Annotated in this window: 15 protein-coding genes; 7 read left to right on the top strand and 8 right to left on the bottom strand. The window is 72.1% G+C overall.

Annotated elements, in window-relative coordinates; genetic code table 11:
• Nucleotides 1-3: 3 nt before the first annotated feature.
• A complete protein-coding gene (locus ACIPKM_RS04670; RefSeq protein ID WP_402736268.1) occupies nucleotides 4-912 on the bottom strand; it encodes a DNA-methyltransferase in 909 nt (302 codons plus the stop codon).
• A gap of 54 nt (nucleotides 913-966) precedes the next feature.
• Nucleotides 967-2,349, bottom strand: coding sequence for a hypothetical protein (locus ACIPKM_RS04665; RefSeq protein WP_402736267.1), 1,383 nt, complete (start codon nucleotides 2,347-2,349; stop codon nucleotides 967-969).
• Nucleotides 2,350-2,418: 69 nt separating this feature from the next.
• Between ACIPKM_RS04665 and ACIPKM_RS04660 the strand changes: the two genes are divergently transcribed.
• Nucleotides 2,419-2,706, top strand: coding sequence for a GNAT family N-acetyltransferase (locus tag ACIPKM_RS04660; RefSeq protein WP_070416961.1), 288 nt, complete (start codon nucleotides 2,419-2,421; stop codon nucleotides 2,704-2,706).
• Nucleotides 2,707-2,745: 39 nt separating this feature from the next.
• Here the strand turns inward: ACIPKM_RS04660 and ACIPKM_RS04655 are convergent, their stop codons facing one another.
• Nucleotides 2,746-3,075 (bottom strand): hypothetical protein, encoded by a 330-nt coding sequence (locus ACIPKM_RS04655; RefSeq protein ID WP_402736266.1) that lies wholly within the window; start codon nucleotides 3,073-3,075, stop codon nucleotides 2,746-2,748.
• Between the two features lie 242 nt (nucleotides 3,076-3,317).
• On the opposite strand from ACIPKM_RS04655, the gene ACIPKM_RS04650 reads away from it, so the two are divergent.
• The gene (locus tag ACIPKM_RS04650) at nucleotides 3,318-4,892 is read left to right on the top strand and encodes an AAA family ATPase (RefSeq protein ID WP_402736265.1); all 1,575 of its coding nucleotides are present in this window, start codon (nucleotides 3,318-3,320) and stop codon (nucleotides 4,890-4,892) included.
• Here ACIPKM_RS04650 and ACIPKM_RS04645 read toward each other — a convergent pair.
• The 3 genes from ACIPKM_RS04645 to ACIPKM_RS04635 all read right to left on the bottom strand — a co-directional run bounded on the left by ACIPKM_RS04645 (nucleotide 4,877) and on the right by ACIPKM_RS04635 (nucleotide 7,438).
• On the bottom strand, nucleotides 4,877-5,389 hold the full coding sequence (locus tag ACIPKM_RS04645) for a hypothetical protein (protein WP_336697794.1): 513 nt from the start codon (nucleotides 5,387-5,389) through the stop codon (nucleotides 4,877-4,879). The two genes, ACIPKM_RS04650 and ACIPKM_RS04645, sit on opposite strands and share 16 nt — an antisense overlap.
• Before the next feature lie 44 nt (nucleotides 5,390-5,433).
• Complete coding sequence (locus ACIPKM_RS04640; RefSeq protein WP_070416964.1) at nucleotides 5,434-6,483, bottom strand: biotin/lipoate A/B protein ligase family protein; 1,050 nt, start codon at nucleotides 6,481-6,483, stop codon at nucleotides 5,434-5,436.
• Nucleotides 6,484-6,562: 79 nt separating this feature from the next.
• Entirely contained in the window at nucleotides 6,563-7,438 is an 876-nt protein-coding gene (locus tag ACIPKM_RS04635) for an alpha/beta fold hydrolase (protein WP_071295057.1), read from the bottom strand.
• A gap of 98 nt (nucleotides 7,439-7,536) precedes the next feature.
• On the opposite strand from ACIPKM_RS04635, the gene ACIPKM_RS04630 reads away from it, so the two are divergent.
• The gene (locus tag ACIPKM_RS04630) at nucleotides 7,537-8,679 is read left to right on the top strand and encodes an inorganic phosphate transporter (protein ID WP_092384522.1); all 1,143 of its coding nucleotides are present in this window, start codon (nucleotides 7,537-7,539) and stop codon (nucleotides 8,677-8,679) included.
• Between the two features lie 11 nt (nucleotides 8,680-8,690).
• Nucleotides 8,691-8,960 carry a hypothetical protein gene (locus ACIPKM_RS04625; RefSeq protein WP_402736264.1) on the top strand — a complete coding sequence of 90 codons (270 nt, stop codon included), beginning with the start codon at nucleotides 8,691-8,693 and terminating at the stop codon, nucleotides 8,958-8,960.
• A 493-nt stretch (nucleotides 8,961-9,453) separates the two neighbouring features.
• Here the strand turns inward: ACIPKM_RS04625 and ACIPKM_RS04620 are convergent, their stop codons facing one another.
• On the bottom strand, nucleotides 9,454-10,206 hold the full coding sequence (locus ACIPKM_RS04620; RefSeq protein ID WP_071295054.1) for an SDR family NAD(P)-dependent oxidoreductase: 753 nt from the start codon (nucleotides 10,204-10,206) through the stop codon (nucleotides 9,454-9,456).
• 94 nt (nucleotides 10,207-10,300) lie between these two features.
• On the opposite strand from ACIPKM_RS04620, the gene ACIPKM_RS04615 reads away from it, so the two are divergent.
• Nucleotides 10,301-10,711 carry a MarR family winged helix-turn-helix transcriptional regulator gene (locus ACIPKM_RS04615; RefSeq protein ID WP_070416969.1) on the top strand — a complete coding sequence of 137 codons (411 nt, stop codon included), beginning with the start codon at nucleotides 10,301-10,303 and terminating at the stop codon, nucleotides 10,709-10,711.
• Nucleotides 10,708-12,054 (top strand): MFS transporter, encoded by a 1,347-nt coding sequence (locus tag ACIPKM_RS04610; protein ID WP_402736263.1) that lies wholly within the window; start codon nucleotides 10,708-10,710, stop codon nucleotides 12,052-12,054. The genes ACIPKM_RS04615 and ACIPKM_RS04610 overlap by 4 nt, the downstream gene beginning before the upstream one ends.
• A gap of 129 nt (nucleotides 12,055-12,183) precedes the next feature.
• On the opposite strand, the gene ACIPKM_RS04605 is transcribed toward ACIPKM_RS04610, so the two are convergent.
• Nucleotides 12,184-13,080: an alpha-E domain-containing protein gene (locus ACIPKM_RS04605; RefSeq protein WP_402736262.1), complete on the bottom strand. Its 897-nt coding sequence runs from the start codon at nucleotides 13,078-13,080 to the stop codon at nucleotides 12,184-12,186.
• 198 nt (nucleotides 13,081-13,278) lie between these two features.
• Here ACIPKM_RS04605 and ACIPKM_RS04600 point away from each other — a divergent pair, with 198 nt between their 5' ends.
• The gene (locus tag ACIPKM_RS04600) at nucleotides 13,279-13,809 is read left to right on the top strand and encodes a MarR family winged helix-turn-helix transcriptional regulator (RefSeq protein WP_070419236.1); all 531 of its coding nucleotides are present in this window, start codon (nucleotides 13,279-13,281) and stop codon (nucleotides 13,807-13,809) included.

The raw sequence follows: 13,809 nt of genomic DNA, 5'->3' as shown, positions 1-13,809 counted from the left end.
TGGTCAGCCCGTCGATGCGTCCGACGGGCTGACCACGTCGAACGACGCCCCCGGCAGTCGTCGGCGCATCACGTCGACCGCGACCGGGTTGTCGTCCACGAGCACGAACCGCCGGCCGAGCGCGCGGGCCACCGCGCCTGTCGTCCCGCTGCCGGCGAAGAAGTCGAGGATCCAGTCACCCTCGCGGGAGGACGCCTGCACGATGCGGCGGAGCACGCCCTCGGGCTTCTGCGTCGGGTAGCCGGTCTTCTCCTTGCCGGTCGGGGACACGATCGTGTGCCACCACACGTCCGTCGGGAGCTTGCCGCGCTCGCGCTTCTCGGGTGTGACGAGTCCCGGCGCCATGTAGGGCTCACGGTCGACCGCCTCGGAGTCGAACCAGTACCGTGACGGGTCCTTCACGTAGACGAGGATCGTGTCGTGCTTCGTCGGCCACCGTGACCGGGACTTCGCACCGAAGTCGTACGCCCAGACGATCTCGTTGAGGAAGGACTCCCGGCCGAACAGGGCGTCGAGCAGGACCTTGGCGTAGTGCGACTCGCGGTAGTCGAGGTGGAGGTAGAGGGTGCCGTCCTCGGCGAGGAGCCGCCACGCCTCGAGCAGCCGCGGTTCGAGGAACGACCAGTAGTCCTCGAACCGGTCGTCGAAGCGCATGAGGTCGCCGCGGACGCGCTCGTAGGAGCTCCCCCGGAAGCCCGTCACCCGCTCACGTCGGCGATCGGCAGCTGTGGCCTCGTCGCCGACCGTCGGCTCGCGGACCGCGGCGCTCGCGTGCCGACGCTGGTAGCGGCCGGTGTTGAACGGCGGGTCGAGGTACACGAGCGTGAACGAGCCGTCCGCCAGGGTCGGCAGGACGTCGAGGTTGTCGCCGAGGACCACCCGGTCCGGTCCTCGATCGTCGCCGCTGTGCACGGGACCATTCTGGTCCACGCGGCGTCCCGTCCCCGCGGAGCCCGCGGTCCGGGCTCAGCCGCAGGTCACCTGGGAGATCGTCGCGTCGTCCTCCGGCAGCCACGCGCCGCCCGCCCAGACGTCCACCGGTTCACCCGCGCGCAGTGGCGTCGCCACCACGAGGTCGTGCGGACCGGGCAGCGTCGCGACCTCCTCATCCACGGAGAACTGCACGGTCGCCGAGTCGCAGGACGCCTCGGGGGTGACCTCCCACCCGGCGCAACCGTAGTCGACGCAGCCGTCCGGCCACGAGCCGTCGGCGTCCTCGGCGTCGGAGTCGAGCGGGCTCCGGGTCAGCGCCACGGCGTGCTCCGGTGCGGTGGAGCAGGTGACGTCGCGGATGCCGCCCCACTCCTCGGACCCCTGCTCGGTGAGGACGAGCGGTCGCCCGGAGGTCAGCACGACCGTGCGGGTGTCGGTGCGCACGTCGTCACCGCCCTCGGTGGCGGAGAACCCGACCGTGACCCGGGCCGGCCCGTCGCACTCGCTGTCGATCTGCCACGACCAGCAGCCGTCCGCGAAGTCGATCGCTCCGCAGGTCGCATCCCACGTCTCGTCGTCGCCGATGAACGACGCGGTGACCGTGCCGTCGTCCGAGGTCCACGGTGCCTGGTCCCCCGCGTCCGGTGCGTCCTGGTCCGGTGCGTCGTCGTCCGGGCTGCTGTCGTCCGGGACGCTGCCGTCGGGTGCGGTGTCCTGGAGCCCGTACGCGAGCGTCTGTCCGTCGCTCTGCAGCGCACGGACGACCGGGTCGACGGCCGTCGTCGCGCCGACGACGAGCAGGAGCGCGGCGGCACCGGCCGTCACGGCGACGACCGTACGGGTGCGGTGGCGCAACGGCGAACGCTTCGGTGCTGTGTCCGCCACGGCGAACGGCCGCACGGTGGGCAGCCCCCACGCCGCCGCCTCCCAGGCAGCCACGGCTGCGTCCTCGTCGAGCTCCGGGAACGCCGCCCGTGCCCGCGCCGGGACCTCCGTCCGCCGCCACACCGCCGCATCGTCCCGGATCGAGGCCGCGGTCCGGTCAGCGAGCTCGCCCGCCCGCGCGGAGCACACCACCAGCACCGCGATCCCGGCCACGAGCGGCAGGAGTCCGACCACGGCCAGACCACCGAGCGCCGCGACGACGATGACCGCGGCGAGCGCGAGGAGCGCCACCACGAGGCCGATCCACTGGGCGACGCGGAGGCGGCGGGCTGTGGCCGGCACGAAGCCCCGGAACGACCGCGGGACCGGGGCCCAGAAGCGCCAGTCCTCGGGTGCGGGCGGGATCCCCGGTGCGGGCGACCACCCCGGTGCGGGCTCGGCGGCCTGGTGCAGTTCCACCCACTCATCGAAGGGTGTCGGCCACCCGGGAGGCGTCCGGAAGCGGAACGGCGGGGTCGTCTCGTGCTGCACGATCAGACCCTAGCCCGGCGTCCAGCGCGCACACAGGCCCTTCTTCGGGAGGGGCGTAGCGTCTGCTCCATGGCGACACCCGAGGTCCGGAACGACACCGACAAGCAGCAGTACTCCCTCGTCGAGGACGGCGAGGTGATCGGCTTCGCGGCGTACGAGGTCGACGGCGACGAGATCCGCTTCGTCCACACCGAGGTGGACCCCGCGCACCGCGGCGGTGGTCACGCCTCGATCCTCGTCGAGCACGCGCTGGACGACGTCCGCTCGGGGTCCTCGCGTCGGGTCGTCCCGCAGTGCAGCTACGTCGCGGCTTGGATCGAGCGGCACCCGGACTACCAGGAGCTCACGACCCGCTGACGCGGCCCGCGCGTTGCCGGCTCCCGCCAGGACGAGTCGTCAGTACGACCGGTCGTGCGTCCCGGCCCGCACCGCGTGTCGACCGGCGCTGCGCACCGCCGGCACCTTGATGAGGACACTCCCGCTGAGCAGGTCGTGGTCGTCGTCCGCCGGCGTCGGTGCCTCCTTCGGGAGGCGCGACTGCCGTTCGTACTCCGCTTGCGTCTCGTGACGGGTCGGCGCGAACACCTCGTCCATCATCGAGACCACACCGCCGGATCCGCCGCTGCGCGTGGCCTTGTTCGACAGGTCGATCCACCCCACGCGATCGGCGATCCACATCACGACGGCCGCGGCGGCCACCGCCCCCAGGAGGATCAACCAGTTCACGCACACGACGCTACGTCGGCGATCGGACGGGGACATCCGCCGCGCGGAGGATTCTCACGATCCACATGGCTCGTTCTTCAGGACGACACCCACACTGGTCCTGCGGCCGCCCGGAACCCCCCTCTCCGGGCGGCCGACCACGTGCGGCAGGAACCCCACAGTGCCCCCGACCGCCCGGGCGGCCGACCACGTGCGGACCGGGCGGCCGGACGCGTTCCAGCGCTGCGTGCCAGGATGGCTACGTGCTCGACGACGCAGACCGGGACCTCATGCGGGCGTTCGCCCGCTACATCGAGAAGGCGAACGAACTCGCCGCCGCCGAACAGCAGGCGGTGACCACACCGATCGGTGAACGGATCGGCGCCCACCTCGGCGTCGACCCGCAGTCCGTCCCCGTGGTGACCGAGGAGTTCCCCGACCACCGCCTCGTCGACGCCGACATCGCCCTCGAGGAGCTCGCCGGCACCGACCCCGACGCCCTCGTCGGCATCGCGGGCGACGACAGCCGGTTCCACAGCTCGGTCAGCGAGTTCATCGCGAACCCCCACATGCGGTGGGCGCCCGGCCCCGTGAGCTACGCCACCCGGGCCACCGGTGCCGACACCACCCGTCGGGTCGTGTCGTTCGGCCTCCGGTTCCTCACCTTCGACGGCGCTCCGGTCGCGGTCGTGCAGCGGTCCGCCAAACAGGAGTACGGCCGTGGCCGCGCCAGCCTCGAGATCCTCTCCCCCGACCAGGACGCCGCCACCGCGTTCCTCCTCCGCCTCCGTGCCCTGATGATCGAGCGGAGCGTCCTGCGCGGGCAGGTCCTCTCGTTCGTGCAGTCCGAGTACGGGTCCGATGCCGGGGCGACGTTCCTCCGCCGACCCGAGGTCGACGCCGACGACGTCGTCCTCGGCGCGGGCGTGCTCGACGAGGTGGTCGACCACGTCGTGGGGATCGGCGAGCAGCGTGCGGCCCTCCTCGCGGCCGGACAGCACCTCAAGCGCGGTGTGCTCCTCTACGGCCCTCCCGGGACGGGCAAGACGCTCACGATCCGGCACCTCCTCACTCGGACGACCGGGGTCACCGCGATCCTGCTCACCGGCTCGAGCATCGCGGCGATCGGTGCCGCGGCCGAGATCGCCCGGACGTTCCAGCCGTCACTCGTCGTGATGGAGGACATCGACCTCGTCGCGATGGAACGCCACAGCTCCCCGCAGCCGCTGCTGTTCGAGGTGCTCGACGCCCTCGACGGGCTCGACGGCGACGCGGACGTCGCCTTCGTGATGACCACGAACCGGGTGTCCGTGCTCGAACGCGCCCTCGCGGACCGTCCCGGCCGGGTCGACCTCGCCGTGGAGATCCCGCTCCCCGCCCTGCCCGAGCGCGTCCGGCTCTTCCGCCGGTACGCCGGTTCACTGCCCTTCTCCGAGGCCGCCCTCGCCGAGGCGGCCGAGCGTGCCGAGGGCACGACGGGCTCCTTCGCCAAGGAGCTCATGCGTCGGAGCGTCCTCGGTGCGGCCCTGCGCGGTGCCGAGCCCGCCGACGTCGACCTGCGTGCAGCGCTCGACTCGCTGCTCACCGAGCGGAGCGCCCTGACCCGGAAGCTGCTCGGCACGCGCTCCGACGACGACACCGACGACATCGACGAGCCCGACGACGACGAGGAGGACGACGCCGAGCACGAGGTCACCTTCAGTGGCTCGTACGTCGCGCCCGTGAACCAGGCCTTCCTCCGCCCGGGCCAGTCGTCGGGAGGCATCGACCTCGTCCTCCGCGCCCCCGCCGACGACGACGACGCCGACGACGACGACGACGATCAGCCCAGGTCGTAGGTCCGCTGTCCGGCTTCGAACCCCTTCGGCACGACGCCCACGTACCAGTACGTCACCACGTCACCACGCCGGACCGCCTCCGGCGCATCGCTGAGCGGTCGCGCCCGGAGCGTCAGTCCGCCGGGCTCCGGCACGGTGATCGACATCCGCGTCGTGGCCCCGCACGGAGCGTCCGTCCGCCCGAGCACGTCCGCGACGTCGGCCCCGGCCGTCGCGCGGAAGTACTCGCCGTCGACACCGTTGCACGCGAGCAGCAGGTCCCAGTCGCCGGCCGGGACGTTCTCGAGGGTCACCATGCCCTCGCCGGAACCCCCGGCCCCACCGCGACCGTGCTCGGGGTCGGTGATCGCTGTCTCCATCAGCGACGTCCACCGCTGCAGCCCGGACTGTGCGTCGCTCGAGGCGTCGTCCGGCGCACCGTCCGAGCACCCCGCGAGGGCGGTCGCGACGAGGCCGACTCCGACGAGTACCGACAACGGACGGGGTGATCTGCGCACCTGCCGACCCTAGGGGGTGCCGCGCGTGGTCGACAGCCGCCCGATCAGGGGACGCGCTCGAGCCACTCCCGCGTCGCGAACTTCGACGCCACGAGCTCCTGCGCCCGCCGCCGCTCGTCCGCGGTCACGTGCCCCTCGTGCGCCCCGTACAGCTTCGTGAAGGTCGCGATGAGCCGGTCGATGATCTCCGCACGGGTGAGGCCGGTCTGCGAGCGCAGCGGATCGACCCGCTTCGCAGCCGAGGTCGTCCCCTTGTCGCTCATCTTCTCGCGACCGATGCGGAGCACCTGCACCATCTTCTCGCCGTCCATGTCGTAGCTCATGGTGGCGTGGTGCAGGAGCGATCCGGTGCCGAGCCGCTTCTGTGCTGCGCCGCCGATCTTGCCCTTGGTCGACGAGATGTCGTTGAGCGGCTGGTAGTAGGCCTCGATGCCGAGGGACTTCAGCGCCTCGATCACCCACTCGTCGAGGTAGGCGTACGAGTCGGCGAAGGTCATGCCCTGCACGAGGTCGGTCGGCACGTACAGCGAGTACGAGATGATCGCGCCCGCGTCCATGAACATCGCGCCGCCGCCGGAGATCCGACGGACGACCTCGACGCCGTACTTCGCGGCACCCTCGGGGTCGACCTCGTTCTTGAGGGACTGGAACGACCCGATGACGACCGCTGGCTGGTCCCACTCCCAGATGCGCAGGGTCGGGCCGCGGCGTCCGGCCCCGACCTCTTCCGTGAGGACCTGGTCGAGCGCGAGGTGCTCGTTCGGGCTGATCGGCCCCTCGTGGATGATCTCCCAGTCGTACTCACGCCAGGTCGACGCTCGCGAGAGGGCACGGCGGACGGCGACCCCGACGGACTCGGGCGTGAAGCCGAGCAGGACGGCGTCCTCCGGCAGGGCGGCACGCACGGCGGCGGCGATGCCCGCGGCATCGGTCGTGGCCGGCAGACCGTCCACGGCGGCGTCGATGAGCGGCAGCGCGTCGTCCGGTTCGAGGAAGAAGTCCCCGGCGAGACGGAACTGGTCGATCACCCCGTCGACGACCTCGAGGTCGACGACGACCAGCTTGCCTCCCGGGACCTTGTACTCACCGTGCACACCACGAGCCTACGCCGCGTCGGACGGGAGGCGCGGGGCGGCGCCGCTCCGCGCCTCCTGGCCGTCAGCCGGTACCGTCTCAGGACGTGCGCGCGACCGCCCGGTCCAGCCACGCGACCAGGTCCGCGACGACCTCGTCGCGGTTGGTCTCGTTGTAGACCTCGTGCCGCGCCCCCTCGTACACCCGCACGGTGACGTCGGAGAGGCCCCCGCGCCGCCGGTACGCCTGCGCGAGGCGCTCGACCGACCGCGGGCCGCCGAGCGAATCCTCGGAGCCGACCTGCAGCAGCATCGGCAGGTCGTGCGCGATGCCCCGACGCGGGACCCCGAGGAGCCGGAGGGCGTCCCGCAGCCCGAAGAGGCCGATGACGTCTGCCTCGACCGCGAGCGGGTCGGCCGCGACGGCCTCGATGACCGCCCGGTCCCGGGTGAGCCACTCGAACTTCGTCGGCCCCGAGCCCGCGTGCCGGGCGTTCAGGTCGCCGCTGTTCATCCACCCCGGCAACCGGTACGCGCTCGCGGAGAGGACGACCCCGTCGTAGGAGCCGGACGACGTGTTCACGATCCGCTGGGCCATGAGCGAGCCCCACGAGTGGCCGAGCAGCACGAGCGGGACGCCGGGGGTGTCCTCGCGCGCGACGGCGCTCATCTGCTCGACGGCCGCGATCGCGGCCCGCAGGCCCCCGGGGCCGAGCCGTCCGAGCTTGGCGTGGTCGCCGTCCCACTGCGCGAGGCCGGTCCGACCGTGCCCGCGGTGGTCGTTCGCGTGCACGGTCCAGCCCGCGCGGACGAGGTCCTGCGCGAGCGGCTCGTAGCGGAGTCCGTGCTCGCCGACCCCGTGCGCGATCTGCACGATGCCCTTCGGACGCGCCGCACGCCAGGTCGAGTAGACGATCTCGACGCCGTGCGCGTCGGTGAACGAGGCGTCGCCTCGCGCTGCGGAGAAGGTTGGCACGTGAGCATCCTCGCAGACGGGTCGGACGCAGCCAGGTGGCCGCCGGTGTTCACCCGGCGTTCACGCAGCGGGTTCGGAGCAGGCCTAGCGTCTCGCGCATGGACGTCCTCGTCACCGTCGTGCTGGTGATAGTGGTGGCCCTCGTGTTCGACTTCACGAACGGCTTCCACGACACCGCGAACGCCATGGCCACCTCGGTCGCCACGGGTGCCCTCAAGCCCCGCACCGCCGTGCTCATCTCCGCCGTCCTCAACGTGGTCGGCGCGTTCCTGTCCACCGAGGTCGCGAAGACCGTCTCGCAGGGCATCATCCGCGAGGGGCAGGACGGCATCCACATCTCGCCGACCATGATCTTCGCGGGACTCGTCGGCGCCGTCCTCTGGAACCTCGCCACCTGGTACTTCGGCCTCCCGTCGTCCTCGACGCACGCGCTGTTCGGCGGGCTCATCGGCGCGTCGATCATCGGCGCGGGCCTGAACTCGGTCGACTGGGCGACGGTCGTCTCGAAGGTCGTCCTGCCGGCCCTGCTCTCCCCGGTCATCGCGGGCGTCATCGCCCTCGTCGCGACGTACATCGCCTACACGCTGACGAAGAACGCGACCACCCACGGTGCGGCGACGGGCTTCCGGCACGGCCAGACGATCTCGGCGTCGCTCGTGTCGCTCGCCCACGGGACGAACGACGCGCAGAAGACGATGGGCGTCATCACGCTCACGCTCATCGCCGCGAACTACCAGTCCGCCGGCACCGGACCGGCGCTCTGGGTGATCCTGGCGTGCGGCCTCGCGATCGGCCTCGGCACCTACATGGGCGGCTGGCGGATCATGCAGACCGTCGGCAAGAAGATCTCCGACGTGCAGTCCCCGCAGGGCTTCGCGGCGGAGACCAGCTCGGCGGCGACGATCCTCGTGTCCTCGCACCTCGGCTTCGCGCTCTCGACCACCCACGTCACGAGCGGCTCGGTGATCGGCTCCGGCCTCGGCAAGAAGCTCGCCGACGTGCACTGGTCGGTCGTCGGTCGCATCGTCGTCGCGTGGGTGATCACGCTGCCCGCGGCCGCGGTCGTCGGTGCCCTCGCCACCTGGGTCGCGTCGACGTCGACCATCGGGCTCGTCCTGGTCGCGGTGCTCGCCCTGGCCGCAGGCCTCACGTTCTACGCCCTCGCCAAGCGGCGCCCGGTCTCGCACGAGGACATCACCGCGGACGAGGCCGAGCGCGAGCCCGTCGCGGCCCGGAACTGAAGGGGACGACGATGGACATCGACTTCACCAGCATCGGCACCGTCGCGGGGGTCGGCTTCGTGGCCGCGGTCGGCGTGGTGCTCCTCTACACGCTCGGGCTGCGGCTGCTCGGCACCGGCCAACCGATCGACGCCGGCGGCGAGCACACCCAGTACGCGCAGGAGACCCCGCGGTCCGGCCACACGCCCCCGCTCGCGCTGGCGGGTGCCGGGCTGTGCTTCGCGGTCTGCATCGCTGCCGTGCTCTTCGGCATCTGGATGACGATCCCGCAGTTCCACTGAGCGCCGCGCGGGCGCGCGGGCGCGCGGGCGCGCGCGCTTGGTGAGCAGAAAAGGTCGGGTCCGCACGCTGGACCCGACCGTTTCTGCTCACCATGCGTGACGGGAGGCGCGGCTCGCGTGGGCAGACCCGCTCACGCCCGCCGCGCCTCCCGTCCGACGGCCCGGGGCGCGCGGACGCCCGCGCACCCCGCAGGCGCGCCCAGGCGCGCGCTCGGTGAGCAGAAATGGTCGGGTCCGCACGCCGGACCCGACCATTTCTGCTCACCATGCGTGACGGGAGGCGCGGCTCGCGTGGGCAGACCCGCTCACGCCCGTCGCGCCTCCCGTCCGACGGCGCGGGGCGCGCGAACGCCCGCGCACCCCGCAGGCGCGCCCAGGCGCGCACTCGGTGAGCAGAAATGGTCGGGTCCGCACGCCGGACCCGACCATTTCTGCTCACCATGCGGCGCCCGCGCGCGCGCCGGCGCGCGCGCCGGCGCACGGACGCAGCGCCTCAGTGGGCGCTGTAGCCGCCGTCGACCAGGTGGTAGCTGCCGCTGATGAAGGACGCCTTGTCGCTGAGCAGGAACAGCACCAGGGCCGCGACCTCGGCATCGGTGCCGAGTCGCTGCGCCGCGTGCTCGGCCTCGAGCGCGGTGAGCGCCTCGGGCGAGAGCGACGCGCGCACGAGCGGCGTGTCGATGAAGCCCGGGCCGACCGCGTTCGTCCGGACGCCCTGCGCCGTGTACTCGAGGGCGGCGACCTTCGTCAGGCCGACCAGCGCGTGCTTCGACGCCACGTAGGCGGCGTTCTGCGCGATGCCGACCGAGCCGAGCACCGACGACATGTTCACGATCGCGCCACCGCCGGCGGCGACCATCGCGGGGATCTCGTAGCGGAGGCCGTAGAACACCCCGTCGAGGTCCACCGCACGCACGCGGTCCCACGCGGCGACGTCGTACTCGCCGATGGACTGCGGTGCGGCGCCGATGCCGGCGTTGTTCACGGCGAGGTGCAGGGCTCCGTACGTGTCCACGGCGAACTGCACCATGCGCTCGTTGTCGGCGGCGACGGCCGAGTTGGCCTCGAACGCACTCGCGGTCCCGCCGGCTTCCTCGATCGACGTCACGACCCGCTGTGCGGAGTCGAGCTTGATGTCGGTGACGACGACCGTCGCGCCCGCAGCGGCGAGCTCCTTCGCGACGGCCTCGCCGATGCCGCTGCCGCCACCGGTGACGATGGCGACCTTGCCCTCGAACTCGGACATGATTCCTTCTCTCTGGACAACACCTGTTGTTCAACAGCACGATACACCCGAAAACCAGTTCGTTCGCTGAACTAATTTGCTAGGCTAACGACCTGTGACCGACGCCACCGACCTCCGCATCGCGGTGAACCGCCTCTCCCGCACGCTCCGTGCGCAGAAGGCCGACACCACCGTCAGCGATGCCCAGTTCTCCGCGCTCGCCCGACTGCACCGCGACGGCCCGATGACCCTCGCCGAACTCAGCCGGCAGGACGGCGTCACCCCACCGTCGATGACGAAGACGATCGCCGTCCTCGTCGAGCGCGGCCTCGTCTCGAAGGGCGACCACGGCGACGACCGCCGCAAGGTCCTGCTCGGGGCGACCGGTGCCGGTGCCGCGTTCGTCGAGGAGACCCGTCGTCGTCGGGACGGCTGGCTCACCCCGCGGCTCGCCGAGCTCACCGACGCAGAACGGCGGACCCTCGCGGACGCCACCGAGATCATGAGGAGGCTGGCCCAGCAGTGACCGCCATGTTCCGCTCCCTGTCCGGCCGCAACTACCGCGTCTGGTTCGCCGGCGCCCTGGTGTCCAACGTCGGCACCTGGATGCAGCGCACCGCCCAGGACTGGATCGTCCTGACGAAGCTGTCCGACAACGACGCCATCACGGTCGGCATCACGATGGCCCTGCAGTTCGGTCCGCAGCTGCTCCTCCTGCCCCTGACCGGGCTCGCCGCCGACCGGTTCGACCGGCGCAAGATGCTCATGCTGACGCAGGGGTTGATGGGCGCCCTCGGCCTGGGGCTCGGCATCATGGTGTTGACCGACACCGCCACGATCTGGTCGCTCTACGGGTTCGCCCTCGCGCTCGGCATCGTCGCCGCGTTCGACACCCCGATCCGCCAGGCCTTCGTGTCCGACGTCGTGCAGGGCGAGAACGTCGCCAACGCCGTGGCGCTCAACTCGGCCTCCTTCAACGCTGCCAGGCTGATCGGCCCCGCGGTCGCCGGTGTGCTCATCGCGGCGATCGGCTCCGGCTGGGTGTTCGTCATCAACGCCGCCTCGTTCCTGGCCGTGCTCATCGCGCTCCGCTTCGTCGACCCCGCACAGCTCGCCGAGCGGATCCGACCGAAGCGCGGCAAGGGGCAGATCCTCGCGGGCTTCCAGTACGTGCGGACGCGGCCGGACATCATCGTCGTGCTCTGCATGATCTTCGTCGTCGGGACCTTCGGCGTGAACTTCCCGATCTTCACCTCGACCATGGCCCGCGTCGAGTTCCACAAGGGGGCGGGCGAGTTCGGCCTGCTCAACTCGGTCATGGCGATCGGCTCGGTCGCCGGCGCCCTGCTGTCCGCACGCCGCGACCGCCCGCGGATGCGCACGCTCGTCGTCGCCTCCGCCGGGTTCGGCCTGGCATGCGTCGCGGCCGCCGTCGCCCCGACGTACTGGTCGTTCGCGATCGTCCTGGTGTTCGTCGGGCTCGCGTCGCTGACGTTCATGACGACCGCGAACGCCCTCGTCCAGACCACCACGAAGCCCGCGATGCGCGGACGGGTGATGGCCCTCTACATGGCGATCTTCGCGGGCGGCACCCCCATCGGCGCCCCCATCGTCGGCGCCGTCGCCGACGCGTGGGGTCCACGCTGGGCCATCGCCGTCGGCGCGGCATCGGGGTTCGTTGCCCTGGCGATCGCGCTCGTGTGGCTCATCCGGTACGAGCGCTTCCGGGTGCGGTACGACGCGGACACGCGGCTGCACCTGGCGATCACGCACGCGGTGCCGGTCGTGGGGACCCGCGCGTCGCGCGCGGCGCTGCGGCAGGACCTGGAGCGCGACGAGGCGGTCGCGGACCGGTCCAGCGCGGTCTGACGTGACCGCCTGACGGACGGGAGGCGCGGGTCGGCCCCGCACCGCGCCTCCCGTCCGTCGTCACGTCGGTCCAGGGCGCAGTCGGGCACGCGAGTTCGGGCGCGGCTGAGCGCGCGCGTTCAGCACGGCTCAGCGCGCGGGTTCGGGCGCGGCGAAGACGCGTTCGTCAAGGGCCTGCACCACCAGGTCCGCCGCCGCCGCGAGCCGCTCCCCCGCGGCGCGGGCTGCCAGCACCGCGCCGTCGTCGGACACCGACTCGAGGCCCGCCCGGGTGTCCGCGAACGCACGCACCTCGTCGGCGATGCACGACGGCGCCACGTCGGCGAGGCACTCGTCCGCCCGCCGCGCGAGGAACCGCAGCGACCGCGGACTGTGCTCGTCCAGGAGCAGGAACGCCGCGGCGTCCTCCGGCCCGGGCGTGTGGTGGTCGCGGCCGCGCTGGAACGCCTCGCCGGCGCCGCACGCCCGGAGCGCCGTCGTCCAGGACGCACCCGACTCCGGGTCGAGCAGCCCCGACGCGAGCAGGCGCGCCGTGGCCGAACACCGCTGCAGCGCACGGCCGAGCGTGAAGAACTCCCAGACCTCGTCGTGACTCGCATCGGCCTCGACGACCCCGATCGCCAGGGCGCTGCGCTCCCGCACCCACGCCAGGAACCCGTGGGCGCGATCAGGTGCGACCTTGCGGGGCATCCGCGACCGGGTGACGTTGAGGCAGTCCCACAGTTCGGTGGAGACGACCTCACGGGCACGCCGGGCGTTGTCCCGCGCGACCGCGACGGCCGATGCGATGGACGCCGGTTCGTGCCGGTCGAGGGCGAGGGAGTCGATCGTCGAGGCCCGGTCCGGGTCGTTCGCCGGTCCCGCGGCCCCCACGACCGCCCGGAGCTCGGCGGCGACCGCCCGGTCGTGCTCGACCCCGGCGGGCTCACCGCGGGCGACGTACACGTCGAGCATGCGCGCGACGACCTCGGCCCGTTCCACGGCGCTCCCGACGTGGAACACGCTCCCCGCGAGTCGGCTCAGCACGTCGGCTCCTGCATGCCGTGAACCTACTGACCGGGGATTGCGAGGGTGTTTCGTCGCCGCGTCACGGGTGTTGCGGCTCGGCGCGGACCCCGCTGGTGCGCCCGTGCGCCGGGTCCGATCCTGGACGTCCGGCGTGCGTCCCCGGTCCACTCTCCGCGCTCGCTAGACAATCTAACTAGAGCGTCTAGCATTGTGACCATGAGTACCGAGGTGACGACGAGCGCCGCGGGGTTCTGGTACGGCGAGGATTCCCGGGTCGACGCGGTGGACGTGCTGAACGCACTCCGCAGGTACCGGAGCGCCGAGAGCGCGGCACAGCGACGCGCGCGTGAGGCACTGGGCATCGGCGAGAACGCCCTGCTCGCCCTCCGCGCACTCCTCGACGCGGAAGAGGCCGGCCGCACGGTCAACGCGAAGGACCTCGCCGAACACCTCGACATCACCCCGGCGTCGACGTCGGCACTCGTCGACCGGCTCGTGCGGAGCGGGCACGTCGAACGCCACCCGGACCCGAACGACCGTCGCGGCGTCATCCTCACCGCGTCCGGTGGCTCGATGCGCCAGGTGCTCCGGGTGATCGACCAGCTCGACTCCCGCGCGGTCGAGGCGACCGAGCACCTGTCGACCGACGACATGGCCGTCATCGTGTCGTTCCTCGACGAGATGGTCCGCGTCGTGGACGGCGTCGACGTCGCCGGTCGTGGGCACCGCGTCAGCCGGTCCGCGTAG

The organism is Curtobacterium sp. NPDC086286 (assembly GCF_044746255.1).
Classification (GTDB): Bacteria; Actinomycetota; Actinomycetes; order Actinomycetales; family Microbacteriaceae; genus Curtobacterium.
Note: the sequence above shows the minus strand (reverse complement) of the source record. Positions and strands in the feature narration are given on the sequence as shown.